Annotated in this window: 27 protein-coding genes; 16 read left to right on the top strand and 11 right to left on the bottom strand. The window is 50.8% G+C overall.

The genetic code is table 11. From position 1 onward, the window contains the following. Positions 1 to 2: 2 nt before the first annotated feature. Genes metK through B1H56_RS08770 form a run of 3 tightly spaced genes read left to right on the top strand, consistent with a single transcriptional unit; the run spans position 3 to position 3,986 of the window. Positions 3 to 1,175 carry a methionine adenosyltransferase gene (gene metK, locus B1H56_RS08780; protein WP_066522417.1) on the top strand — a complete coding sequence of 391 codons (1,173 nt, stop codon included), beginning with the start codon at positions 3 to 5 and terminating at the stop codon, positions 1,173 to 1,175. Next, positions 1,172 to 3,355: an SF1B family DNA helicase RecD2 gene (gene recD2 / locus B1H56_RS08775; RefSeq protein WP_066522414.1), complete on the top strand. Its 2,184-nt coding sequence runs from the start codon at positions 1,172 to 1,174 to the stop codon at positions 3,353 to 3,355. The genes metK and recD2 overlap by 4 nt, the downstream gene beginning before the upstream one ends. Beyond that, entirely contained in the window at positions 3,339 to 3,986 is a 648-nt protein-coding gene (locus B1H56_RS08770; RefSeq protein ID WP_147554714.1) for a ComF family protein, read from the top strand. Before recD2 ends, B1H56_RS08770 begins: the two co-directional genes overlap by 17 nt. A gap of 288 nt (positions 3,987 to 4,274) precedes the next feature. On the opposite strand, the gene B1H56_RS08765 is transcribed toward B1H56_RS08770, so the two are convergent. Genes B1H56_RS08765 through hpf form a run of 4 tightly spaced genes read right to left on the bottom strand, consistent with a single transcriptional unit; the run spans position 4,275 to position 7,060 of the window. After that, positions 4,275 to 4,820 carry a methylated-DNA--[protein]-cysteine S-methyltransferase gene (locus B1H56_RS08765; RefSeq protein WP_066522404.1) on the bottom strand — a complete coding sequence of 182 codons (546 nt, stop codon included), beginning with the start codon at positions 4,818 to 4,820 and terminating at the stop codon, positions 4,275 to 4,277. After that, a complete protein-coding gene (locus B1H56_RS08760; protein WP_066522402.1) occupies positions 4,810 to 6,291 on the bottom strand; it encodes an AlkA N-terminal domain-containing protein in 1,482 nt (493 codons plus the stop codon). The genes B1H56_RS08765 and B1H56_RS08760 overlap by 11 nt, the downstream gene beginning before the upstream one ends. A gap of 38 nt (positions 6,292 to 6,329) precedes the next feature. Continuing rightward, positions 6,330 to 6,527 carry a hypothetical protein gene (locus B1H56_RS08755; RefSeq protein WP_066522400.1) on the bottom strand — a complete coding sequence of 66 codons (198 nt, stop codon included), beginning with the start codon at positions 6,525 to 6,527 and terminating at the stop codon, positions 6,330 to 6,332. 2 nt (positions 6,528 to 6,529) lie between these two features. After that, the gene (gene hpf / locus B1H56_RS08750; RefSeq protein ID WP_066522396.1) at positions 6,530 to 7,060 is read right to left on the bottom strand and encodes a ribosome hibernation-promoting factor, HPF/YfiA family; all 531 of its coding nucleotides are present in this window, start codon (positions 7,058 to 7,060) and stop codon (positions 6,530 to 6,532) included. Between the two features lie 626 nt (positions 7,061 to 7,686). Between hpf and secA the strand changes: the two genes are divergently transcribed. The 7 genes from secA to def all read left to right on the top strand — a co-directional run bounded on the left by secA (position 7,687) and on the right by def (position 13,358). Beyond that, entirely contained in the window at positions 7,687 to 10,416 is a 2,730-nt protein-coding gene (secA, locus tag B1H56_RS08745) for a preprotein translocase subunit SecA (RefSeq protein WP_066522393.1), read from the top strand. Between the two features lie 137 nt (positions 10,417 to 10,553). After that, positions 10,554 to 10,829: a hypothetical protein gene (locus B1H56_RS08740; protein WP_066522390.1), complete on the top strand. Its 276-nt coding sequence runs from the start codon at positions 10,554 to 10,556 to the stop codon at positions 10,827 to 10,829. A 150-nt stretch (positions 10,830 to 10,979) separates the two neighbouring features. Next, positions 10,980 to 11,192, top strand: coding sequence for a hypothetical protein (locus B1H56_RS08735; RefSeq protein ID WP_066522387.1), 213 nt, complete (start codon positions 10,980 to 10,982; stop codon positions 11,190 to 11,192). A 136-nt stretch (positions 11,193 to 11,328) separates the two neighbouring features. Next, positions 11,329 to 11,538, top strand: coding sequence for a helix-turn-helix transcriptional regulator (locus B1H56_RS08730; protein WP_066522385.1), 210 nt, complete (start codon positions 11,329 to 11,331; stop codon positions 11,536 to 11,538). Further along, on the top strand, positions 11,528 to 11,953 hold the full coding sequence (locus tag B1H56_RS08725) for a hypothetical protein (RefSeq protein ID WP_066522383.1): 426 nt from the start codon (positions 11,528 to 11,530) through the stop codon (positions 11,951 to 11,953). Before B1H56_RS08730 ends, B1H56_RS08725 begins: the two co-directional genes overlap by 11 nt. Before the next feature lie 81 nt (positions 11,954 to 12,034). Beyond that, on the top strand, positions 12,035 to 12,826 hold the full coding sequence (locus B1H56_RS08720) for a MerR family transcriptional regulator (RefSeq protein ID WP_066522380.1): 792 nt from the start codon (positions 12,035 to 12,037) through the stop codon (positions 12,824 to 12,826). 82 nt (positions 12,827 to 12,908) lie between these two features. After that, the gene (gene def / locus B1H56_RS08715; RefSeq protein ID WP_066522565.1) at positions 12,909 to 13,358 is read left to right on the top strand and encodes a peptide deformylase; all 450 of its coding nucleotides are present in this window, start codon (positions 12,909 to 12,911) and stop codon (positions 13,356 to 13,358) included. Positions 13,359 to 13,631: 273 nt separating this feature from the next. Here the strand turns inward: def and prfB are convergent, their stop codons facing one another. From prfB to B1H56_RS08680, 7 genes are all read right to left on the bottom strand, one after another. Further along, positions 13,632 to 14,735, bottom strand: coding sequence for a peptide chain release factor 2 (gene prfB / locus B1H56_RS08710; RefSeq protein WP_187161459.1), 1,104 nt, complete (start codon positions 14,733 to 14,735; stop codon positions 13,632 to 13,634). A 328-nt stretch (positions 14,736 to 15,063) separates the two neighbouring features. Then, a complete protein-coding gene (locus B1H56_RS08705) occupies positions 15,064 to 16,728 on the bottom strand; it encodes a bifunctional diguanylate cyclase/phosphodiesterase (protein WP_243108742.1) in 1,665 nt (554 codons plus the stop codon). A gap of 267 nt (positions 16,729 to 16,995) precedes the next feature. Beyond that, a complete protein-coding gene (locus tag B1H56_RS08700) occupies positions 16,996 to 18,399 on the bottom strand; it encodes an amidophosphoribosyltransferase (RefSeq protein ID WP_066522375.1) in 1,404 nt (467 codons plus the stop codon). A gap of 610 nt (positions 18,400 to 19,009) precedes the next feature. Then, positions 19,010 to 19,702 carry a hypothetical protein gene (locus B1H56_RS08695; protein WP_066522373.1) on the bottom strand — a complete coding sequence of 231 codons (693 nt, stop codon included), beginning with the start codon at positions 19,700 to 19,702 and terminating at the stop codon, positions 19,010 to 19,012. A 414-nt stretch (positions 19,703 to 20,116) separates the two neighbouring features. Then, positions 20,117 to 20,464, bottom strand: coding sequence for a hypothetical protein (locus tag B1H56_RS08690; protein ID WP_066522371.1), 348 nt, complete (start codon positions 20,462 to 20,464; stop codon positions 20,117 to 20,119). 234 nt (positions 20,465 to 20,698) lie between these two features. After that, positions 20,699 to 21,388, bottom strand: coding sequence for a phage major capsid protein (locus tag B1H56_RS08685; RefSeq protein ID WP_066522368.1), 690 nt, complete (start codon positions 21,386 to 21,388; stop codon positions 20,699 to 20,701). After that, a complete protein-coding gene (locus B1H56_RS08680; protein WP_278287622.1) occupies positions 21,385 to 21,963 on the bottom strand; it encodes an ATP-dependent Clp protease proteolytic subunit in 579 nt (192 codons plus the stop codon). Before B1H56_RS08680 ends, B1H56_RS08685 begins: the two co-directional genes overlap by 4 nt. On the opposite strand from B1H56_RS08680, the gene B1H56_RS14525 reads away from it, so the two are divergent. The 6 genes from B1H56_RS14525 (at position 21,929) to B1H56_RS08655 (ending at position 24,993) form a co-directional block, all read left to right on the top strand. Beyond that, complete coding sequence (locus tag B1H56_RS14525; protein ID WP_066522355.1) at positions 21,929 to 22,132, top strand: hypothetical protein; 204 nt, start codon at positions 21,929 to 21,931, stop codon at positions 22,130 to 22,132. The two genes, B1H56_RS08680 and B1H56_RS14525, sit on opposite strands and share 35 nt — an antisense overlap. Then, positions 22,129 to 22,359, top strand: coding sequence for a phage distal tail protein domain-containing protein (locus tag B1H56_RS08675; RefSeq protein WP_066522354.1), 231 nt, complete (start codon positions 22,129 to 22,131; stop codon positions 22,357 to 22,359). Before B1H56_RS14525 ends, B1H56_RS08675 begins: the two co-directional genes overlap by 4 nt. A 92-nt stretch (positions 22,360 to 22,451) precedes the next feature. Continuing rightward, complete coding sequence (locus tag B1H56_RS08670; RefSeq protein ID WP_066651297.1) at positions 22,452 to 23,273, top strand: N-acetylmuramoyl-L-alanine amidase; 822 nt, start codon at positions 22,452 to 22,454, stop codon at positions 23,271 to 23,273. Positions 23,274 to 23,292: 19 nt separating this feature from the next. Next, positions 23,293 to 23,571: a phage holin family protein gene (locus B1H56_RS08665; protein WP_066522349.1), complete on the top strand. Its 279-nt coding sequence runs from the start codon at positions 23,293 to 23,295 to the stop codon at positions 23,569 to 23,571. A 280-nt stretch (positions 23,572 to 23,851) separates the two neighbouring features. Then, complete coding sequence (locus tag B1H56_RS08660) at positions 23,852 to 24,730, top strand: Abi family protein (protein ID WP_066522346.1); 879 nt, start codon at positions 23,852 to 23,854, stop codon at positions 24,728 to 24,730. A gap of 14 nt (positions 24,731 to 24,744) precedes the next feature. Next, the gene (locus B1H56_RS08655; RefSeq protein ID WP_066522342.1) at positions 24,745 to 24,993 is read left to right on the top strand and encodes a hypothetical protein; all 249 of its coding nucleotides are present in this window, start codon (positions 24,745 to 24,747) and stop codon (positions 24,991 to 24,993) included. Positions 24,994 to 25,623: the final 630 nt, after the last annotated feature.

Here is a 25,623-nt window from a genome sequence, read left to right as displayed (position 1 = left end):
ATATGAGAAGATTATTTACTTCGGAATCTGTTACGGAGGGACATCCGGATAAGGTCTGCGACCAGATCTCGGATTCCGTACTGGACGCAATCTTAGAGCAGGATCCCAATGCGCGTGTGGCGTGCGAAACGGCAGTCAATACGGGCCTTGTGCTCGTCATGGGTGAAATCACGACGAACGCTTATGTGGATATCGCTAAAATCGCCCGCGAAACGATCAAGCAAATTGGTTTTGACAAGGCGGATTATGGCTTTGACGGCGAAACGTGCGGCGTGATTACGTCCATTGACGAACAGTCGCCGGATATCGCAATGGGCGTCGACAAAGCGCTCGAAACGCGCGAAAATCAGGACGACGCGGAAAACGGCGCGGGCGACCAGGGCATGATGTTCGGTTATGCGTGCAACGAAACGCCCGAATATATGCCGATGCCGATCTATCTTGCGCACAAGCTCTCCCGCCGCCTCGCAGAAGTACGGAAGAACGGCACGCTCGATTATCTCCGCCCGGACGGAAAGTCCCAGGTGACGGTCGAATACGATGAGAACTGGAAACCGGTCCGTGTGGACGCTGTCGTTATTTCGACGCAGCATGATCCGGAGGCGACGCAGGCACAGATCCGGCGCGACATGATCGAGCAGGTAATTGATCCTATGATCCCCGCGGACATGATGGATGACGATACGAAAATTTACGTCAACCCGACAGGCCGCTTCGTTATCGGCGGACCGAAGGGCGACAGCGGACTTACGGGCCGCAAGATCATTGTCGACACATACGGCGGAATGGGGCGCCACGGCGGCGGCGCGTTCTCGGGCAAAGACCCGTCGAAGGTAGACAGGAGCGCGGCTTACGCGGCGCGTTATGTGGCGAAGAACGTGGTTGCGGCGGGCCTTGCGGACCGCTGCGAGATTCAGCTTGCCTATGCCATCGGCGTTGCGCGCCCGGTATCGGTATTCGTGGAAACGTTCGGCACGGGCAAAAAGCACAGCACGGAAATCGCGGATATCGTAACGAAGCTGTTTGACCTTCGCCCCAAGGCAATTATCGAAAAGTTGCAGCTCAGAAAGCCTATCTATCGCCAGACCGCGGCATACGGCCACTTTGGAAGAGACGATCTGGACCTGCCGTGGGAGAGGCTTGATATGGTTGAGGCCATCAAGAAGGAAATTTGAACGAAGAACTTGAAGGTACGGTCGTAAGCATTATCTATGAAAGCGCGGATGGTTATACCGTGGCGGAGATCGAGGCGGAGGAGCCCACCATTGTGGTGGGCAACATGCCCGGCCTGAAGCCAGGTGAGCGTACGCGCTTTTTTGGTATGTTCAAAAATCACGCGAAATACGGCACCCAGTTTGCGGTGCAGTCCTATGAGAGCGCCCTGCCGCACGACTTGAACGATATTGTGCTTTTTCTGGCGGGCGGATTCATCAAAGGACTGGGCGAAGTGCTGGCCACGCGCATCGTAGAGGAATTCGGCGAAGATACCTTTGAGGTAATCGAAAAAGACCACCGTGAGCTTACGCGTATTCGCGGCGTGTCCCGCCGCCTTGCGGACAGCGTGCACGAAGCCATGAAGGAATACGCGCGGAAAAAATATGTCTATTCAGACCTTATGGGCATGGGTCTCACTGCCCGGCAGGCGACAGCCGCGGCGGCGGCGCTCGGGGACGATGCGGCAAGGCTGGTGCGGGAAAACCCGTATATTCTCATCGAGCATGTGCGCGGGATCGATTTTCTCACTGCGGACCGGATCGCCCTCCATATCGGTGTGGGCGAAAATTCGCCGTTTCGTATCAAGAACGGCATTTTGAACGTGCTGCAAAAGGTACTCGCGCAGGGCAGCACATATGTGCGCAGGAAACAACTGATTCCCCATGTCGCGAAAAACCTTAATGTAGCGGAGCCGGAAGTAAACAGGGCGCTCCTTGCGCTCGCGCTCGCGAAAGACGTCGTGCTCAAAAAATACTATCCGGACCAGCAGGTCGTGTTTCTTGCGTCCGCTTACCGTGCGGAAACGCGCTGCGCTGCACGCCTCGTCGCGCTCGTGAAGACCTCCGCACCGGACAGCATTAAAAACCTAGACCGGCTGGTGAAAAAGCAAAGCGGTGCATTTTCGCTGACGGACGAACAGGAGAGCGCGGTCAGGGCCGCGGTGGAAAACCGCGTATGCGTCATCACGGGCGGTCCGGGGACGGGGAAAACGACGATTTTGAAGGCGGTGCTGAACATTCTCGGCGGCCTGGGCCTCACATGCAGCCTCACCGCGCCCACCGGCCGCGCAGCCAAGAGAATGCAGGAAATGGCGGGCACACAGGCGGCAACCATCCACCGCCTGCTTGAATATTCCTACGACGAGGATGAATACAATTGTTATTTCCGCCGCAATGAGGAAAATCCCGTTGAGGCGAACGCGGTCATTGTGGACGAGGTATCGATGCTGGATGTGTTTCTGTTCCACAACCTTCTCAAAGCGCTCCCGGAGGGCGCGCGGCTTATTCTGGTGGGCGACGCGGACCAGCTTCCATCCGTCGGTCCGGGCAACGTGATGGGCGATATCATCGACTCGGGCGTTGTTCCGTGCGTAAAATTGACGCGTCGGTTCCGCAACGCAGGCAGCATTGCGGACGCCGCCTACGATATCTTAAGCGGAAAGGTTCCGGAACTGTGCGACGACTCCTTCGAGTTCCGGGAATGCTCAAGCGTTGACGAGGTGCGCGAGCTTTTATGCGCGGAATACGAAGCCTACGCGAAAAAAGGCGTGGACGTCCAACTCATCGCGCCCATCAAACGGACCGATCTAGGCACCATTGCGCTCAATTCAGCGATCCGCGAGCGGGTCAATCCGCCAAAAACGGGCAAAGCGGAAATAACGTTCGGGGACCGGACCTTTCGCGAGGGAGACCGTGTGATGCAGATTAAAAATAATTATGCCCGCGAGTGGCGCGACGATACGAGCCTTACCCTGGGCGAGGGCGTGTTCAACGGCGATATCGGCACCGTGGCAGGGATCACAGCGGGAACGGTGGATGTGCTTTTCGAGGATATGAAGCGCTGCGAATACGAAACGATGGCGCTTTCCGAGCTCGACGGGGCTTACGCATACACCATCCATAAATCGCAGGGCAGCGAGTTCGATGTAATCCTGATGCCAATGATGTACGGCGCACAGCCATTCCTTACGCGGAACCTGCTGTATACCGGCGTTACACGGGCAAAAAGGAAGGTGCTGGTCGCCGGCAGCATGCGCACCTTCGAGCATATGATCGGCAATGCGTGGCAGGGGAGGCGTGCAACGGTGCTGAAGCGTGAGCTGATGTATCTTGACAGGTTGACAAATGGGCAGATGGAATGATTTTGTGCGGCAGGTAGTGCGCATGGGCGAAAAATGCGTATACTGCGGACGGGAACTTCCGGAAGGGGAAGCAGTCTGCGAGGAATGCGCGCGCGGGGAGGAAGAGCTGCGTAATGCGGAAGGCTTTGCGGGCGGTATTTTATATGCCTACCGCTACGGCGGCGCCGTGCGTATGCTGATTCACCGGTTGAAGTATGACGATTCTCCGCACTGCGCATTGTTTATCGCACAGCGCATGGCGGAATTCCTTGGCGGGTACGAAGTGAACGCGGATGCCGTTACGTTTGTGCCCATCCATGGGAAGCGGAGGAAGGCGCGCGGCTACGACCAGTCGGAACTGCTGGCCTATCACTTGGGGATGCTGCTCGATATCCCGTGCGAGGCAATGCTCGTGCGCTGCCGCGAGACAAAGCCGCAGTATAAGCTCGGGGCGCAGCAGCGCCGGCGCAATGTGCGCGGTGCGTTCATATGTGCGAAAGATGCGCGTCCGGAAGGAAAAAATGTGCTGCTGATCGACGATGTATTCACCACGGGCGCGACGGCCGGAGAGTGTATGAAGGTGCTCGCGGACGCGGGCGCGAACGTGATGGTGTTTACATACGCAAAGGAATTTCCACGGCAGGAACAGTAACCAGGTCCTGCGTCCGAAGATTTTGCTCTTTGGTTGCGGGTTCTTTTTTTTTGCGAAAACGGCGGTAAGCGCTGTGCCGGAACTGACGGGAAAGCATGCGGATACCGCATTGATCCGCGAAGCTGCGACCGGCAAAATCGCAGGGAACAGATCGTCGAGCTGATGGCAATGGCATCCGCAGAAGAGCAGGCGGAAGCGACCATCAGTCGAGGATTTTTAAAAAGAGGGCGGTTCTATGTTGGAAGATTTGGCTCCGGCATAACCGGTTTGCTGTTTCTTACGGGCAGTTTATAAGGCGCTGCCTGTTTTTGGTACGGACATCCGGGAGAGATCCACCCCCTCCAGTTCGAGCAGCTGGATTTTCGCTTGGATGCCCCCGGCATAGCCCGTCAGGCTGCCGTTCCCGCCAATCACCCGGTGGCAGGGGATTATAATGGAAATCGGATTGTGACCGACCGCGCCGCCGACCGCCTGCCCGGACATGCTTTTCCGGCCCATATTTGCCGCTGCTTTTTTGGCGATATCGCCGTAGGTGGTTACTTTGCCATAAGGAATTTCACGCAAAATGGCCCAAACCTCCTGCCGGAATTCGCTGCCAACCGGGGCCAGAGGCAATTCATGGCAATCGGGGCGGCCGCCCGCAAAATACCGGTCCAGCCATTTTTTGGTGCTGCCGAATACCGGCAGGCCGCTGTTTTCTGTCATCGTTTCGCGGATAGCGCCCCCGTAATATTTTTGTCCCTCTATCCATAAACCGACAAGACTGCCGCCGGTTTCATCGCAGGCGAGCGTAAGAGTTCCTACAGGCGACTGATAGACCGTCTTATAATACATCTCTTTCCTCCTGTAATGTGTTCCATAGATTCATTGTGGCATAGCTTCGCCACGGCCGCCAGGCCTGCGCCATCACACGCAGCTCCTTTGCGGTACGGCCCGGAAGCGCCTTCTTTACCCCGGAATCTGTCTCCAGGAAAGCGTCCGGCCATCCCATTGTGCGCATGGCGATATATTGTGCGGTCCAGCCGCCGATGCCGCGGATCATCATCAGCTTCCTCATTTCCTTTTTCGGATCGGCGCAGAGGCCGAAATCGATTTTCCCCTGTGCGAAGGCATGCGCCAGCATATAAATGGTATTTGCCCGCGCGGAGGTAACGCCCAGCGCGCCAAAATGCTTCGCAATATCTCCGCCCAAGGCCAATAGATCCTCAGGAAGAGGAAAAATATGGGTCAGCCCCTTGAACCCCGCCTGAACGGGGGACCCATATCTTTCAACGATCCTTGCTGCCAGAGTGCCCGCCGCCTTTACGGTGATTTGTTGTCCAAGTACGGCGCGTACCGCCGTCTCAAAGGCATCAAAGCATCCGGGCACACGGATTCCCGGCCTGCAAAGGCCGGGCCGGATATCATTCATTCCCTGGAGGATATCGTATACCGCGTCGGGGGAGCAATGCAAGTCGAACAAATGCCGGACCCGCGCCAATACCTGTGGGAGCACGGGCAACAGGCTTTCGCTGATTGCAACGCTCAGCGCGTTCTTTTCAGGTTTGTGGCCTATCTTCACCCAACCGCGCACACGCTTCCCGTCCGCGCCCGCCAAATGCACGGTGCGCGCATATTCGCCGTTTTTCACCGTTTCGATCCCGGCGATCGCGCGTTCGGCAAGAAAGGCCAGCATTTCTTCCCAACGGTAAGGCGGACGGTATCCGAGCGCCAGAATCATGTTGTCATTGCGCTTTTTCCCTTCCGCCGCATGTTTTCGCAGGGCCGTAGGCGAAAGGCGGTACCGCTTCCTGAAAAGATCGTTGAAACGCCGCAGGCTTTGAAAACCAGCCGCCATTGCAACCTCCAATATTGGCAGGTCTGTATCTGTGAGCAGGTTCTTTGCGAGGAGCAGCCTGCATGTCTGCAGGTATTGGACGGGAGAAACATTATATTCCGCAGTAAATACGCGCCGCAAATGCCGGCTGCTGCAGCCAAGCCGTCCGGCTATCTCTTCCAGGCTTAAGCCGTTCCCGCAATTTTCTTCCAGCATTCGTGCAGCCCGGCAAATCAAATCGGCGGTTGCGTCGGTGACGGAAGCGCCGGGGGCAAGCTCCGGCCGGCATAAAAGACAGGGACGGTATCCGGCCTGCTCGGCCTCCGCCGCGGTCCTGTAAAAGGTACAGTTTTCTGCTTTGGGCTGCTTCGCCCGGCAAACCGGGCGGCAGTATATCCCCGTAGACGATATTCCCACAAAAAAGCGGCCGTCAAAGCGGGCGTCTTTCGCCTTGAATGCAGCATACAGGGCGTTAACATTTTCGATCATTTCTTTTCACCTCCCGCCTGATTTTGATTATACCATATTCAATGAAGTATTCTCGCCATTTTCGGACCTCCTTTTTTATCCGTCTTAAGGTCCGCTGTTTTCGCTGCGGTATACAAAAAACGGGCGGCCGGCCCAGTGCCGGTCACCCGTTTCGTTTGCTCTGTTTCATTTACTGTCCAGCCGGGCAGGACGCCCGCCGTTTCTTTCACATGGACCGCCGAAGCGGCCTGCTTCATGCTTATTCCGGTTCGATCAGGCCGTAATTTCCGTCGGCCCGTTTATAAATAACGTTCACTTCGCTCGTATGCGCGTTACGGAACACATAGAAATTATGTCCCAAAAGCTCGAGCTGGATGGCGGCGTCTTCTTCCTCCATCGGCCGCAGCGCAAATTTCTTGTTGCGCACGATCTGCGGTGCGTCTTCGTCGAAATTCTCGTCGTAATAATCGTATACAGTCTCTTCCGCAAACGCTTCTTCGTGCAGCCGTTTTTCGAGCTTTGTACGGTGTTTGCGCATCTGCCGCTCCAGCTTTTTAAGAGCGACGTCGATGGAAGAGTACAGGTCGCCCGTCGCTTCCTCCGCCCGCAGCACAACGCCTTCCGCGACTACGGTGATCTCTGCGATATGCCGTGATTTTTCAATCGAGAGCGTTACCTGCATTTCGGTATTGGGCTTGAAATAACGTTCCAGCTTTCCCGCCTTTTTTTCGACAACACGGCGCAGATAGCCTGAAACAGTGATGTTTTTCCCCGAAATATTGATGTTCATTTAGTTCGCCCCTTCCGTGATATGTAATGTGGTACGGGTTTGCCCGTTACTTACAGATACACCCATGCGGGCCGCTTGAAACAAACGGCCTCCCTTCCCGGCCGGTCGATGGTGACCCGCGCGGTATACCGCCGCGCGGCCGGGGCAATAAAAGAGGTGCTGCGGCAATGGGAAATCCCGTGCCTAAAGGATAAAATACCCTATTTAATAATTCGCCGGGAGAGCTTCGTTTTCCTTCATGAGAGTAAAAAAATGAGCGGCCCAAGGATCCGCCTGACCTGGTCTTTTCCCCCACATCCGCCGCCTGGAAGCCCCGCAGCCGTTTAGGCCACTCTTACTCCTCTCGCCCTTTGCCGGGCGGGCGGGCTTACGTCTAGCCGCACTATGCTCGCCGCGCCGGAGCGCTGCTTACGTGGACCGTTTTGCCTGCGACTGGCATCGGCTTTCAACCACAGGCGCGGATCCTTTTCCGCTTGTCTTTGATTATAATGCGGGGCGCTCCAAATAACAATAATTTGTGAACAATTCGCGGAATTTGGGCGTATTTGTTTACTTAGGTGACCGTCTTTGATAAAATAAAAAGAATTGGATTAATATCGAAAATAAGGGAGAAGGTTTTAAATAACATGGGATTATTTGGAAATTCGGCGCTTCGGCCAGTGAAAAAGCTTGCGGACAAGGTAGAGGCGCTTTCCTCAAAATTTGAAGGGATGAGCGATGAAGAGCTTGTCGCCAGAACAGAGGAATACAGGAAACGCCATCAGGACGGAGAGACGCTCGACGACCTGCTGCCCGAGGTGTTCGCACAGGTGCGTGAAGCCAGTTGGCGCGTGCTTGGGATGAAGCACTTTTATGAACAGGTATTGGGCGGGATCGTCCTGCATCAGGGCAACATCGCCGAGATGAAAACAGGCGAAGGCAAAACGCTGGTCGCGACGCTGCCCGCAGTGCTGAATGCAGTTTCCGGGAAGGGCGTCCATATCGTCACGGTAAACGAATACCTCGCAAAGCGCGACAGCGAATGGATGGGCAAGGTGTTCCGCTACCTCGGTTATACGGTCGGCCTTGTAACCCGGGAGATGGACAAAGCACAGAAACAGAAGGCCTATGCGTGTGATATCGTATATTCCACCAATAACGAACTCGGGTTCGATTACCTGAGGGACAACATGGTCGTGCGGAAAAGCGATCTTGTGCAGCGGGAGCTTAATTTCGCAATCGTGGACGAGGTGGATAGTATCCTGATCGACGAGGCGCGCACCCCGCTGATTATTTCCGGCCAGGGCGATAAAGGCACGGACCTCTACCAGCAGGCGGATAAATTCGTGAGCCGCCTGAAAGAGGAAGACGATTACGAAGTCGATGAGAAAATGAAAGCCATTAACCTGACGGAAGAGGGCGTAGGAAAGGCGGAGAAGTTTTTTAAGCTTGACAACCTGACCGATATTGAGAACACGGAGATCGTACACCACATCAATCAGGCGCTGAAAGCGCATAGGCTGTTTGTGAGGGACAGGGAGTATGTGGTCACGGAGGATAAGGAGGTCGTGATCGTAGACGAATTCACCGGCCGCCTGATGATCGGCCGCCGCTATTCCGACGGCCTGCACCAGGCGATCGAGGCCAAGGAAGGCGTTAAGGTGGAACGCGAATCCAAGACGCTCGCAACCATCACCTTCCAGAATTTTTTCCGTATGTACCATAAACTTTCGGGTATGACGGGTACGGCGAAGACGGAGGAAGCAGAATTCCAGAGCATCTACAACCTCCAGGTCGTGGAGGTTCCTACGCACCGGCCTATGGTGCGCAAGGACCAGAACGATGTGATCTACGGCTCCAAAAAGGGAAAATTCAACGCGGTCGTAGAGGAAATTGTCAAGGTACACGAAACTGGCCGCCCGATCCTTGTGGGTACGGTATCCGTTTCGGACAGTGAATATTTATCCTCGCTGCTGGTAAAGCGGGGAGTGAAGCACGAAGTCCTGAATGCGAAAAACCACCTGCGCGAGGCGCAGATCATTGCGCAGGCCGGCAAGAAAAATGCTGTTACCATTGCCACCAACATGGCAGGCCGTGGTACGGATATTATCCTTGGCGGCAATGCGGACTATCTTGCGCGCAATGAGATGCGTGCAGACGGCATGGAAGAGGAAATGATCGAGAACGCGGTCAGCCATGCGGCGACAAAGGATCCTGAGATCATCGCGGCACGCAAGAAATATGCGGAACTCGTGGAAAAACATAAAAAGGTCACGGATGCGGAGCATGACGAGGTAGTGGCCCTCGGCGGCCTTGCCATCATCGGTACGGAACGGCACGAATCCCGCCGGATCGATAACCAGCTGCGCGGCCGGAGCGGACGGCAGGGAGACCCTGGCTCGTCCAAATTCTATATCGCGCTGGAGGACGACCTCATGCGCCTCTTCGGTGGAGACCGCGTGAAAGGCGTGATGGACCGCCTGTCCGGCGGGGACGACGATATCCCGCTTGAGTTTGGCATGATGACCAGGCAGATCGAGAATGCCCAGAAACGCATCGAGAGCAACAACTTCAACCTCAGGAAACACGTCCTCGATTACGACGATGTCATGAACAAACAGCGTGAAGTGATCTATGGGCAGCGTAAACAGGTATTGATGGGCGATGATATTTCGGATAATATCAAGTCCATGATCGCATCGCTTGTCGAGCAGGCAATGGCGGTCTACTGCCCGAAGGGAAAATATCCCGAGGAATGGGACTGGGATGACCTTTATGCGTATATCGAGCGTATCTTTGGCATCAAGCTCGTGCCCTATACGGACGAGCAGCGTGAGCAGGCGGAGGAGAAGCAGCTGCAGCAAGAGATCATGGATGCAGTGAAGTCCTTCTATGCGACGAAGGAAGAAGAGATGTCGGGCGCGGGCTTCAGTATGCGCGACGTGGAGCGTATGGTGCTGCTGCGCGTGGTTGACTCCAAGTGGATGGATCACATCGACGCAATGGACCAATTTCGGCGGGGCATCGGCCTGAGGGCGCTAGGCCAGCGCGATCCGATCAATGAATACCGCCTCGAGGGCTTCGATATGTTCGATGCCATGGTGGATGCGATCCGCGAGGAGACCATCTATATGCTCTTCCATATCAAGGTGGAAAGCAAGGTGGAACAGCGTGAGGTAAAAAATGTGCGCGCTAATGTGGACGCAGACGGGAATCCGGTCGCAACGGGAGCGGCGCCGCAGCAACGGATGAATACCAACGCCGGCGCGGGGCAGGCACAAATGCCCGTACGCGTGGAAAAGAAGGTAGGCCGCAACGAGCCTTGTCCGTGCGGCAGCGGCAAGAAATATAAGAACTGCTGCGGCAAAAACGCATAATGAAGCATATGGCCACCCGCCGGAAAGCGGGTGGTTTTTGTTTATAAATAGTTGCAAAATGAAGTCTTGCATTTCAAACAGGGAGGTGCTATGGTAATACACATAAAATATAAAAGATTATTGCGGAGGGAAAGACGATGATGCCATGGAACCGGCGGGAGCTGTGGATGGGAACCTCCCAACAAGAATTTTTGCGAATCAAAAACCTGCTTGCGGAAAACGGGATTCCCTATGATTTCAATGTGAGATCCACAAGCAGGCCGGGCGGGCGCGGCCTTGGGGACCGGAGCGCAGGGATGATGCGTGCGGGGGAAGGCGCCGCGCAGCTGAACGCCTATTATATCTACGTCCATAAATATGAATATGAAAAGTCTGCCCGCATGATACAAAAACGGAACAATGCTCCGTATTAAGACGGCGTTAAAATTGTATAAAAATTGCGGCGGTCCCCTTGAAAATTGCGGTGCCGGGTCCTACAATGACAATACACGATCCGGACGGATCGGAGTACGCTGCGGAGCGCCGAATCCGCGGCATTAAGGGCCAAGGAGGAAGATTGCAACATGATCCCACTAAGCCGGCGGGAGGTACTGGGTACGCTTTCTGCCGAAACGTTTTCCAAAGCAAAAAGGCTGCTTACGGGCAGCAGTATCCTGTGCGATTACAGTATCGTCTATTGCGATCATACGGGCAGGCCGGGCGGGATGCACCATCTTTATGTCCGCGATGTGGATTATGGGAAGGCGCAGCGTGTGCTGGCGGGGCTTGGAAAATAAGGGAAAAATTCATCCGACGGAAACAGGGGCGCGGTAAGCGCCCCTGTTTTTCTATGTGATGTAAAGCAAACTTGACATCGCATTGGGAACGGTGTATCATAATGTAAAGCAAACTTTCCATGCGGAGGAAGCAGATTTGAAGAACTGGCTGGAAGAAATCAGAAAGCAAAGGGGAATACGGCAGGAAGAGCTCGCCGCGGCGCTTAAGGTATCGCGGCAGACAGTGAGCTCGCTCGAAAACGGGCGGTATAATCCCTCCATCCTGCTGGCGTTTAAAATCGCACGGTATTTTGGGATGGGAATTGAAGAGCTGTTTCTTTATGAGGAGGAAGAAAATGAACAATAAAAAAGCGGGCTGTCTCGTTCAGACCATTGCCGGAGCAGTCCTTGCCGCCGTTGGCCTGCTCATTTTCCCAAAAGAGGGGATGTGGGCACAATTCGGCATATGTATCGGATTTGGCACGGCGTTTTTTACCTTGGGGCTTTCAGGGCTTGTCTATTTGCTGCGTGTACCGCCCGGGGAAAGGCGGAAGACAGAGGAACAAAAGAAAATCGAAGTGAACGACGAACGCAACGTGCGCATCCGTGAAAAAACGGGAAGCATGGTTGCGAAGGTTATGACATACGTGCTGTGTATTTTCCTGCTGGTGCTGACGCTGATGGGCGCGGATAAGGGCATTGTGCTGATGGCGGCGGGGCTTTTGGCCGCCCAATTGGTACTGGCGGCCGCCTTCTCCAGTTATTATTTTAAAAGGATGTGAAAAACGCTTGACCTTGCCCCCGGGGCAAGCCCTATACTAAGGGCATAGAATCGATTCTAACAAAAAACAGGAGAATAGCTGATGTTTACAATAGGGGAATTTTCCAGACTGTGCATGGTCACGACAAAAACGCTGCGGCACTACGACCGGATCGGCCTTCTCGCACCCGCACATACCAGCGGGGAAACGGGCTACCGGTATTATGAAGCGTCCCAGTTCCGGGATATGTTTTTTATCCTGCGGTGCAAAGATTATGGGTTCACCCTGGAAGAGACGGCCGGACTGCTTCATGCGGACGCGCACATCGTTGCGGCGCGGTTCGCGGCGAAATATGCACAGCGGAAGGATGAGCTCACGCATCAGCGCAAGCTTCTAGTAAAAATGAAGGAAGATATGGACCTCTTAAAGAAAGGAATCGATATTATGAGCACAATGAAAACGGAGATTAAGGTTGTGGACACACAGCCGCTTCAAATCGTAAGCGAGCGCGCGGTGATCGCGATCAGGGATTTTGACAAGCTGTATGGCAAGGTGATGAAGAAATTGCAGGAAAACAATCTGCAGTGCGAGGGAGGATTGGTGGCGCTTTACCACTGCGACGAATTTGACCCGGAGAGTACGGACGTGGAGGTGGGCGCTGTCATGGCGGCGAAAAGCAGTTTGACCCGTACCCTGCCCGGCGGCGCCTGTGTGATGGGCGTGCATCTCGGCGCCTACAGCGGTCTGCCCGAAGCGTATGCGACGCTGGTGAAATGGATCGAGGAAAAGGGCTATCGCATTACGGCGCAGCCGTACGAGAAATACCTTAATAATCCATGCGAAGTCCCGGAAGAGGAACTGGTCACGGAAATTTATTTTCCTATAGAAAAATAAAGCGATGGGCGGCCCCGCGGATATGCTTCCGCGGGGTTATTTTTTTGTGGAAATATGGTATAATATGCCGGAGGTGAGAGAGATGGCATTAAGGGAAATCAGAAAATCGGGCGATGAAATACTGCGCAAAAAGAGCAGGGAAATACAGGAAGTTACGGACCGTGTCCGTACGATCCTTGACGATATGGCGGAGACAATGTACCATGCGGAGGGCGGGGGCCTTGCTGCGTGCCAAGTGGGCATATTGAAAAGGCTGGTCGTGATCGACATAGGCGAGGGATTGCTGAAGCTCGTAAATCCGGAATTTGTGCTTCAGAAGGGAGAGCAGATCGTGGAAGAGGGATGTCTCAGTTTCCCCGACGTATGGGGCAGGCTGAAACGGCCGGAACGTGTGGTCGTGCGGGCGCTTGACGAGAACGGAAAAGAGATCACCGTGGAGGGGACGGGACTGCTTGCAAAATGCCTGTGTCACGAGCTTGACCATCTGGATGGGATCGTTTTCAAGGACAAGATCATCGAATTTACGGAATAAAAAGGCCGCAAGGCCTTTTTTCTTAGGCTCCCGGCGGGCCGTCCAGTACGGGCTGGCCCTGCGGCTTCGGGCTTTTGCCGCCGTTTTTTCCCTGCCGTCCGGCGAAGCGGCGGCAGACCCGGTTCCATTCCGAAAAAATTTCAATGCCACTATTATGAAAAGTTCAGGGATACGAAACAAGTACGTCCATTTATGAATAAATTGTGAATCTTGGCAAAGCGGATGCGTACAACAAAAAAGCGGCGCGCCGGACGCGCACCGCTTACATGATCCTTAGAATCCTTGGATTAGGCAGGCTTTGATAAAATCGTCGATATCGCCGTCCATCACGGCATTGATATTGCCAGTTTCCACGTTAGTACGATGATCCTTGACCATGGTATACGGGCAGAATACGTACGAACGGATCTGGCTTCCCCATTCGATTTTTTTCTGGTCGCCCTTGATTTCCGCGAGCTGCGCCATCCGTTCCTCCTCCCGCTTTTCCGCAAGCTTGGATTTCAGCATACGCACTGCGGTTTCCCTGTTTTGCAGCTGGGAACGTTCGTTCTGGCACTGCACCACGATTCCGGTCGGAAAGTGCGTGATGCGGATTGCGGAGGACGTCTTGTTGACGTGCTGCCCGCCCGCGCCCGAGGAGCGGTAGGTATCCACCCGGATATCATCCGGGGCGACTTCGATATCGTTGTCCGCATCGTCGATCTCCGGCATGACGTCAAGGGAGGCAAACGAAGTATGCCGCCGCGCGTTGGAATCGAAAGGGGAAATGCGCACCAACCGGTGCACGCCTTTTTCATTGCGTAGATAGCCGTATGCGTTATCGCCCTCGATACGCATGGTCACGCTCTTGATGCCCGCATCGTCCCCGTCAAGGTAGTCAAGCACTTTTACATCGTATCCGTGGCGCTCCGCCCAGCGCGTATACATACGCATCAGCATCTGGGCCCAATCCTGCGCCTCTGTCCCGCCCGCGCCGGCGTGAAGTGAGATGATGGCGTTATTTGCATCGTAGGTGCCCGAAAGGAGCGTCTGCAAATGGAAATCGGTGATATCCTTTTCAAAATCCGAAAGCTCACTGTTCAATTCGCCGAGAAGCTCCTCATCCTGTTCCTCGTCCACCATTTCCACCAGCACCTTAAGGTCTTCAAGCGCGGAATGAAGCTTTTCACACAAGGTGATTTTGGCTTTTAAAGGCTTCTCCTGCTTTGTGATCTTATTTGCCGTTTCCACATCATTCCAGAAATCGGGCGCTTCCATCTGCGCCGTCAGCCCCGCAAGCTCTTCCTTGAGCGCGGGCAAATCGAGCGATGCGGTTGCTTCGTCAAGCTTTTGTCCGGCATCCTGTATTCTTTGTTTTTGGTCGTCCGTTATGATCATTTCAAAACCCCGTTTTTGTTTCATTACCGCGGCATTCACCACCTGATAATCTTATCAATTCCAAGCCCGGCTGTCAACCGAATCAGCGGGGCGGTGATGTTCGCCGATAGGATGGAGTGCACAGCCGCGAAAGGGGCGGATTTTTTGTCGCGCGGCAAGTCTTTTCCGCAAAAATTTTTGTTTTATTCCCCGCCCTGTTTGGCAAAGCCGGTGGAAAAGAAACGCGGGACCGGATTGGCCCTCCGCTGAACCGCAATACGCGCCGGACGTTATTCCTGTTTTGAATGACCCTTTAAAATTTTGTAAATGGTACCCGGCAGGGAAAAGATCAGCGGTCTAGAAAATCCCGCTCGAATTCCTCTTCAGGAATGGGCCTGCCAAACAGGAAGCCCTGGATCAGGTCGAGATTCATGCTTTTTACAATACCGTATTCTTCCTCTGTTTCCACACCCTCAAGACAGACATGGATTCCCACGTTATGGCATAATTCAACGACGAAACGAATAAACGTCGCGTCAAAGGAATTGTTCCTGATCTCCTGCACAAACATGCGGGAGATTTTTACGATATCGGCGGGGGGTTGCTTGAGGATTCCAAGGGAAGAATATCCGGTCCCAAAATCGTCCATGGCAATTTTCAGTCCCAATTTTCGCATGCGGGAAAAACGGTCCTGGAGGAAACCGATATTGGAAGCGATATAGCTCTCTGTAATTTCTACGGCAATGTGCCTGGGGTCTACTCCATATTGCTGCATACAGGCCTGCATGAACGTAATGAAGTCCGGATCCTCAAGCTGGAGCCATGAAAGATTGATGCTGAGCGCAAAATCTTTCTTCTTTTGCAGCCATTTCGCGCATACACGCACGCCTTGCTCGAAAATCCACCTTCCGGCCGGCAGGATCAGCCCGCTTTCCTCAAGGAGGGGAATGAATTCCAGCGGCGGCACCTCGCCATATTCCGCACAGGACCAGCGGGTAAGGACCTCCGCGCCCGTAAGCCGCCCGCTCACGGCGTCGACCTGCGGCTGGAAGCGGAGGGAAAAACCGGAAAAGCCGTTTTCCACACTTGCCCGCAGCAGCTCCGTCAGTTCAAGGTCCCGTTCGCGGCCCACGAGCATATCGCTGCTGAAAAAAACTAGCCTGTTTTTTCCGCCGCGCTTTGAATATTCAAGCGCGCAGCTCGCTCGTTTCATCAAATCGGAATAAGTTGCCCCGTCCCTTGCTGAAGATACGCAGCTGGCGGAAACGGTGCAAAAATATTTCCTGTCGTCATAGGTCTGCTGGTGGTCCAGCGAATTTTGTATTTTGTGGTAGCGTTTTTCGATCTCCTTTGCGGCGGACCCGCGGAAAATCGTACCGAATTCATCGCCGTCCAAGCGGTATAGCGCGGTGTCTGAGGGCAGCAGAGATTGTATCTTCTGGGCGACGATACGAATCACCTCATCACCGAACGGACGGCCGTACAGATCGTTGATATGCCGGAAATCGTCGATCCCAAACGCCAGAATAGAGAAAGGACATTCGCCGGAATCCAACAGGCGGCTGACTTCGTTTTCAAATTCAAATTTATTGAACAGGCCCGTAATATGGTCGACCTTATTCTTTTTTCCGAGATTTGAAATGATTCCCGCAAAAATACGCGGCTTGCCGTTTTCGTCCCGCTCGAGATGGCCGCGGCAGCGCAGCCACACCCATTCTCCATCGCGGTTTTTCGCGCGGTATTCCACAAAGTGACAGTCGGTCACGCCGTCGAGGATTTCCTGATTGGATTCGAGGAATGCCTGTTTATCGTGCTCATGCACATTCGCCCCCCAAACGCGGGCCGCATCGGGTACGATTTCCCCCGGCAGGCCGAATTCTTCCACCATTGCTTTCGGGTAACGGAAAACGCCCGTATCCATATTACAAACGTAAATATAGTCGTCGGTACTCTGAACCAACGCATCGTACAGGTAGTTCTGATCGTATTCGAAATTTTCAGGGATATCGCTCAAAAATGAATCCCCATCACCAGAATGCATTCACTGTTGCCTCGATCCGTAAATATTTTCCATGTAGTCTGGGTGCAATCATAAGATTAGTAAAACCGGACGTTTCTATTATAACGAAAAAACGGGGATGCGTAAACCAAAAAACAAGTTTGCGGGTCATTAAAAATTATTCTTTGCGGCTGGGAAAACGGATCTGAACATAAAAACGGAGCAAAAAGGTCTTTTGCTCCGCAGGCGGGTCGGTATAAAATGTTCTCCGGATTTCCGGCATTATTCCTTTCCGTTCCAGCAGTAGGTGCACATTCTGCACGGATCGATACCCACCGACGCCTGGAGATCATCGAGGCGGTGGTAGCGCAGAGAAGTGAAATTCAATTCCTGACAGACTTTTTCGGAGAGAGCCGCATGGCGCGCGCTGTCCGGGTCGGCATATTCCTGCAATGCCTCCATAGAAACATTTTTTTCCTGCCGTGCGATTATCTTGCGGGCAATCAGATCGAGGTCTGAAGTGGAACGCGAGAAATTCAGATATTTGCAGCCGAACAGTATGGGCGGGCATGCCGAACGCACGTGCACCTCCCGCGCGCCGCTTTGGTATAAAAATTCGGTCGTTTCACGCATCTGCGTCCCGCGGACGATCGAATCGTCGATCATCAGCAGCTTTTTACCCTGGATCAATCCCGCGACGGGGATCAGCTTCATATGTGCGATCAGGTTGCGCAGGTCCTGCTTCTGCGGCATAAATGAACGCGGCCATGTAGGGGTGTATTTGATAAACGGACGCGCAAAGGGAATGCCCGATGCGTTGGCATAGCCAATCGCGTATGCCGTTCCGGAATCCGGCACGCCCGCCACCGAATCGGGCTGCACGTTATCGCGCGTTGCGAGAATACGGCCGCTCGCGTAGCGCATTTGTTCTACATTCACGCCCTCATAGCAAGTGGTGGGGTAACCGTAATACGTCCACAGGAAGGAACAGATTTTCATCGGCTCCTTTGGGGGCAATATTTGCTCCACGCCGTCCGGCGTAATCAGCACTACTTCAGCCGGGCCCAGCTCCCGCAAATCATGATATCCAAGGTTCAGGTAAGAAAAACTCTCCGAGGCAACGCAATAGCCGTCGTCTTTTTGGCCTAATACGAGGGAAGTGCGTCCTACGTTGTCGCGTGCGGCATAAATGCCGTCTTTGGTAAGCACCAGCATGGTCATAGAGCCGTCGATCAACTCCTGCGCATAACGGATTCCGTCCGCAAGCGTAGCCTGGCTTCCCACCAGCGCCGCCACCAGCTCGGTGGGGTTCAGGTGGCCGTTGCCCATCTCGGAAAACTGGGAGAAATGGTTCTCAAAACACCGCCCGATGATTTCATCGGCATTGTTGATGCGCCCCACTGTAGCGACGGCATAGGTGCCGAGATGAGAGCGCACGGTGAGCGGCTGCGGCGCAGTATCCGAAATGCTGCCGATGCCCATGGGTCCGGTCAGGTCTTCCACGTCCCGTTCAAACTTAGTCCGGAAAGGAGAGTTCTGGATCCCGTGGATCGCACGCAGGAACCGTCCGTCCGAATATACCGTCATACCACCGCGATAGGTGCCCAGATGTGAGTGATAATCTGTCCCGAAAAACAGATCGTATGCGCAATTTCCCTTTAAAGCCGCACCAAATACACCGCCCAATTACTTATCCTCCGTTGTTGGTTTCTTTATTCCATTATATCATCTCGGCGGAGGGGGGACTATACAAAAAGGAAAATTCTCCGTTAAAGATTTGGCTCTATATCGTTATATTCCTGAAAACAAGGGATAAAAGCAATGCGTTCAAAAACTATTGCGAAACAGAATCAAATAAAAGTTTTTAATACGTCTGATAACGATATTCAGTTACAGATTGCCTTGAAAAACAGTACGCTGCTTTTATGATATCCCATGTGCCGCTGCAAATGCGTCAATTTCGGAGGTACACCTAAGGAGACTGCTTGGCGTATATTTGTTTTGCTGCTAAGTATGAAAGATGCACGAAGGGCGGCGAGTGGATAACGCGCACTTCGCCTAATGGCTCGTGCTTGCATGAACCACCGGCGGTTCGATTCTCTCACCCAACTAAAACAAAAACCCATACTAACGTATAGGTTTTCATTTTGGTAAGGGTGTTCATAAAGGAACTACTCAAAGAACATGATTGAATAAAGGTTTTGGGGCGGTTGATAGTAGCGTTTAACTGAAAACAAATTTTTATTTTAGTGATTTATGATAATCAACTTGTGGTGTGATGATTCGGCGGCACCATTTATTTTAGTGTAAAGCTGGTCGCAACCTGCTCCAAATCGACTAAATCTTGTTCCGACAAGTTACCGCTTTGCTTATTGCCAAATATGTAAATCAATTTTTTGTCTGCCAGAGTTAGGTATCTCATTTCGTCTCCTGCTGGATTCCATCGAAAGCCGATAAAAAGAGCATTCGGTGTTTCAAGAATATTGTATTCATTTACTCCAAACTCTGCTACAAACGATTCTGCAAAATTCGCAATCTCTGATTCCGAAAGCGATAGCAAATTATCAATCTCATTATATGGAGCTTTCGGTTCTTTTGACCGCACTGAAATTGCATAACTTGGATTTCTTATATCATCTCCGCAGGGAAGTATCTCCACTTCTTTTTTTGCCAAATTCAAATATTCATTAATCTGTGCTTGTGTTACATTTTGCTCTTTCAATACCTGCTCGGAGGTATTATTTAACAAATATGTATCAAATCCATTTGGGATATCTATATAGGCTGAAATAGCTTCCAACAGCACCTGTTCGCTTGTTTCGTTCTCGCTATTTTCTTTGTTTGGTGATGCCTCGCCTGTTTCCATTTGTTTGATTGATTCATTTGCTTTGTCCGTCATCACAGCATCAATCATCGTGTTTTTTGCACAACCAGCTAAATAGAAAAGCCCTAATAAAATCAATAACATCGATATCAAATTTTTTTTCATCAATAATTCTCCACCTTTCAACAAAAGTGTAACATTACAAATTATAGATTTCAATATCTACTGCCTGCTGAACAATCTTTTGAGTATATACTTTTTTGAAAGATTTTGTTTTTTCATTCTTAGAATAATTGATAAGTAGTTCCTTTATCAACGCCGATATCCCATTTCGTTTTATTGATATAAAATGTCGAAAAACAGCATAACAAAAACAAAAAACGTATCCGAAGATACGTTTCGTTGGTAAGGGTGTTCCTAAAGGAACCACTCTGAAAACGTGATTAAATAAAGGTTTTTGGGCGGTTGATAGTGGCGTTTAACTAAAACATTAGTAGAAATCAACTGTTTCCAGAAAGCCCAATATTGATAATTCATAGTCGAAAAAATATACACTATGCTTTAGCCTACAACTCAATATTATCGCTTCTGCATATTCCTTTTGTGATAGCTTTTGCAGTCCTCACTACAATATAATTGATTACCGCTGGGGTAAAAGTATTTTCCGCATATTTTACATGGTTTAGTATATAAAAAATAACCATTGCTTTCCAAAAAATCTCTTACTCTAGCAAATGCAAAATGTGTGACACATTTAGAGTTCAAGAAATCTTCTAATTTTTCTTCCGATATTTTTGTTTTAATACTTAAATCTTGAAGGGAAATATTGGTATCATTAACATATCGCTTCAGATGTATAAAACATTCTTGCTTATAGCGCCCTTCTTCCCTTGCTTTAGCATATTTACCCCACCAATGTTTTGCCATATATAGTTAATCCTCCAATAATAAATTTTATTTATATATCATTAATTATTGTCACTGGCAACTTAAAAGCGTCTTTAAGTATCTGGTTGGAAAACTTACGATATTGGCTAGAAGTATACGGGAAAAATTCCTTAGAAAAATCCATTTCCCACCCTTTAAACATCTCCGCATAATACTCAAATTTATGTACGCCATTGATACTTAATTGCCTAGTTAAGGCTATGATAAATCCGTTTATCGCTGTGACAGATATCTTTTTTGATTAATACGTACAAAAGTCTTACCTTGCTCAATATACAATTCCTGTTGCTCTGGGGTCAAAGTGCGAAAAATACGCAAAAGCTCTTTTTCATTTTGGGTGTTTGTTATTTCAGACCGCTCAAAGTCTAGCAGATAGTCCAACGAAACATCGAAATACTTTGCAACGGGTTTTACTGTAGACGTAGGAATATTTACGCCGGACGCATAACTCGTACGCGTTACCAATGGCAAAATCATACCGATGCTTTCCATTTTTTCGACAATTCGATCCACGACAACTGTAGGAATAGCCGTGGAAATATCTGTCGTAAGCGTATTCGCGTCCGCATTGCGGAATCTTGCAGGCATGGGCGTACCCTTCAGCACATTATTCATGAACGCCTTGCGATAGTCCCTTGAATTCGTTACCTCGTCCATATCAACCTCTGCTCCGGGCGCTGCAGTTGCGTTCTGCATATTTGTTTCAAACTGCGAACCCACGCGCGGAATCTCAGAAAGAGCGGAAAGCGATTCCTGGGCCTTTGCCTCCATCTGGTATTTTTTATCCAGCGCTTTTACTTCCTCCTGTTTTGCGGCGCTCGCTTCTATATCGCCGCTGTCAAGCTTGTCCTGCGCTTCATCAAGGAGCGCGGCACGGTTTTTCAAATACTCGTCTCGATTCATTTGTTCAATTCCTCCATTTTTAAGATATTTAATTGCTGCTGCGCTTTTTCGCGCATATAAAAATCCGGCTTTTCAGCCGGATTGCTTACATTATACCCTTTCGGGATTAGTGTCCTTGCTTTTTCTATCATGGCCTTTGGCATAAGCGGGGAGTTTGCTGCTGCCAGCTGGGGCTGATCCCGCATGGACCCTGCTATGCCGTCCACAATACCGAACCTCACCGCTTCCGCGCTGCTCATCCATGTTTCACTATCCATCGCCCTTAATATCTCCGCGCGGCTCTTACCCGTTTTTAGTTGATACGCCGCCGCAACTGAATCATTCGCCTGTTTCAGCATTTCGCTTGCCGCATCCATATCACGATAATCTCCGTCAGCGGCAACGGAAACATTATGAATCATTACCATTCCGGCGGGTGTTATATCGCTTTTCCCAGCGCATAATATAACGCTTGATTTCAATGTATCAATAGAAGGAACGGGAAGCGGCGCGCGCGTACGTGGATTTGCGACGGGCGGAATTATCTCGCGTGAACAGATTGTGCGTGTAGCTGAGCGCGGCCCGGAAGCGATCATTCCGCTTGACCGTTTAGGCGGTATCATTCAGGGCGTGCTGGATAACAACGGAGGCGGCAACGGCGGCAACACATATCAACTTAATGTATATACCAGTGATCTAAGTGACGGCGCTCAAGTACGGCTATTCAAGAACTTCAGCAAATGGGCGGGCAGGAGGTTAAATTGAGAAAGTTTTTCTTAGAGGACAATACAGGGCGGCGGCTTTCCTTGCAGGACAACAAACGTTTTGTGTGGGAGCCGTCCGGCCTCGGCTATGCGGAGGATATCGGTTTCGCGCAGGTGGAATACGGATTTTTCTCGGAATCCCCGCGGGATTACGCGCAGCCGAGCATCAGCGGGACAATGGTATTTATGCCGGATGTGCAGGAGCCGTATCAAACCTATCAAAGGTAATGGAATGGCCGCAAAATTGGTTGAAGATGTGAAAAAGTTGCAGGTGAAATAAGGCGCGGAAGCGCCTCGAATTTAAAGGAGGAGAAAGAACAATGAGTAAAATTTATATCAACCCGGGGCACAGCGGGGCCGTAGGCATCGGAGGACGGCAGGAAAAGGACGACGCGCTGCGTTATGCGTCCGCAGTGGCGGACAAGCTGAAAGCGGCGGGACACACTGTAGAACTGGAGCGGAACGCGGACTACCTTATCAATGTGAAAGACATTGCAAAAAACGCGAACCTGTGGGGTGCGGACCTGTTCATTGCCTTTCACCGCAACGCGGGAGGCGGCGAGGGCGCGGAATGCCTAATTGTAACGGGCGCAAGTGCAACGTCGCGGGAAATGGCGCAGGTGATCCAAAGCGCGCTTGTTGGTGTTGGGTTCCGTGACCGGGGCGTAAAGGTGCAGGACAGGAACACCTATGTGCTCTCCCATACGACCATGCCTGCAACGACCATCGAGTGCGGATTCGTAGATAATGCTGGGGACAACGTGTTGTTTGACAGCAAGTTTAATGAGATCGTTCAGGGGATCACGGACGCGATTCTTTCCATTGCCGGAGACGTTGTGCCGAACACGGCAACGCCGCCCAGCCCGTCCGCGAATGTGCCGGAGCTTACGCGGGTACTTAAGCGTGGGTGCAAGGGTGATGACGTAATGCAGGCGCAAGAGCGGCTTAACCATCACAAGGCGAACGCTGGAAAAGTGGACGGTGTTTTCGGTACCAATACCTATAACGCGGTTTTGCGTTTTCAGCAGGCACGGATCAACGAAGGCCGCGACGTGGGATGCCGCTACAACGACAATAAACCCGACGGGAAGATCGGGGAGCTGACGTGGGCGATTCTGCATGAGCCTGCACCGGGGGAATGAGGAAAGGAGGAATGAAACAATGGAAGTATTAGAACAGTACGCAATCCCGATTGTAATGGGTATTTGCTTCGGTCTCGGCTTTGTGCTGAAGCACGCGGTCACGAAGCTGCCGAACAACTGGATTCCCGCGCTTTTGGTGATTATTGGTGTTATCGTCAATTCTTGGATCGAAGCATGGACGTTCACGCCGGAAATCCTGATCGGCGGGATTGCAAGTGGCCTTTTGAGCGTCGGCCTCTTCGAGACGGCAAAGACGTTGATCGACCGGGTGAAAAATACATTTAGCACGAAAGAGTAACAAGAAAGGGCGGGGGCGAAAGCTCCCGCTTTTTTGTTTGCGTATAAGAAAAACGGAAAGTCAATAGAGCAACGCCGTAAAAAAGTATTTATCTCTAAAGAAATTGCTATTTTTTTAGAGATAATTCCAAAAAAACTTTTACGATTTTTTGTCATTTCCCTTGACAAAGCTCCGCTAAAAATGGTTATATATAATTAACCGTATCCGTCAAGCCTATGAAAATTCTAAGGTGAATTTTTATGCTCAAATTGGCGGATCCTTTTTTTTGCTGGAGTATGCAATGAAAAAATTAAAAAGTGCTATAAGTATCAGCGATCAAATAGTTGAGTTGGAATCAAAAGGAATTATTGTCGATAATAAAGAATATGCAACTCAAATACTTAATCGAATCAATTATTATAGAATATTAGGTTACATTTTACCATTCAAGCAAAATTTAAAAAACGGAGAAAAAATACACTTCAGAAGGGTAATGCGCGTATTGGCATTTGACCAGCGCTTACGCGGATTATTGCTGAAGTATATTGAGCATGTAGAAATTTCATTGCGTACATTTATCGTGAAAAGTTTGGCTTTTAAAGAGCATAAGGATGGCATATCATATAGAAACCCTTGCTTTTATCGTAGTAAAGAAAAATTTGAAAAATGGATTGCTTCTATTGATGAAGCAGCTGCACAAAGTGATGAACCGTTTATGGTACATTATAGAAGAGAATATAACGGGCAATATCCAATATGGGTTATTCTGGAAGTTGTATCCATCGGAAAACTTTCCAGAATGTACGAAATATTAAATAAGAATATTCAGCGAGATATTGCAGGGTGCTATAATAATATACATCATAGCAGATTGATCGGATACCTAAAAGCCGTATCCTATTTAAGAAATAAATGTGCACACCATAGTAGAATTTATTATCGAATGTTTAAGGCGCAGGTTCCGGCCTTTTGGTATAGAGAAAAGGGTTTGGAAAACGAATATTTTACTAATAAAAGGTTGTTTTCGCAATTATATATACTAAAAGATTTATGCGTTGATGTTAATACATGGGGCACATTTTTGACAGACCTAACTAAATTAGTCAAAAATTTTGAAAAAGACATTGATATAAGGCATCTTGGCTTTCCGGAAGACTGGCAGAAACTTTTGAAACAATAAGTGTAAGCATTTTTATGGTGAAGAACCACTCCGACCGCAACCGCATACTCTTATCCCTCAACCGTTCTGCTATCGAACAATGGGATCGTGAACACGGCGTTCCGCCCATGCTGGACGACGACGGCAATCCTGTGCCGGATGAGATATTCTTCATGGCGGTTCACCGTCTGATTTTACATATCACGACGATCTCCAACGAGGACAAGCAACGCTCCATCGACTGGCTCACCTCCCACGGATGGGGAACCGGATTAGACAACTAAAGGCCGCCTGCATCGGAATGGTGTGGGCGGTCTTTTTTTGATTTTACAAACCTATGTAGATAACTTTATATTGATTTCATTAAAATATAGTATTAGAATAAAGGTGCAAAAATATCTACCTACACAAAGCAAAACAGAATAGTGTTTAAGCTCTACGGCTGCCATTGATGACGCCAACGAAAGGAAGGTCCTTATGGAGTGGAGATTTATGGTTGTACAGCGACGCTATAGTAATGGAGCATGCGAGGCAGAGATCATTGAACGTGATAACTTCCGCAAAGAAGATTTTCCAGAAGACAATGATCGGTACGAGCAGAAACTTTTTCCATGTAAGGATTTTAAAAAAGCTGTAAGGGAATTGATACGGGGGTCATTTTCTGCGCTGCCAAGGAATTGATTATTGAACGCCTGAGCCGCTCTAACCAGAGTGGCTTTTTATTTCCTCAAAACAGTGATTTATTACACGAAAGCCTGAAACGTTATTGATCCCCCACCGCCACTTTTAAATTATTAAAAGAGTTTTTCAGAATTTGGAGCCTACCCTCACTCGTGCTGTATCTAGTATTTGCCTCTTTTGTAAGAGCTCTGTTCTAAAACCGATGTTTCGTTACAGAAAGATCGATTGCTTTA

Origin of the sequence: Christensenella minuta (assembly GCF_003628755.1) — a bacterium.
Classification (GTDB): Bacteria; Bacillota; Clostridia; order Christensenellales; family Christensenellaceae; genus Christensenella; species Christensenella minuta.
Note: the sequence above shows the minus strand (reverse complement) of the source record. Positions and strands in the feature narration are given on the sequence as shown.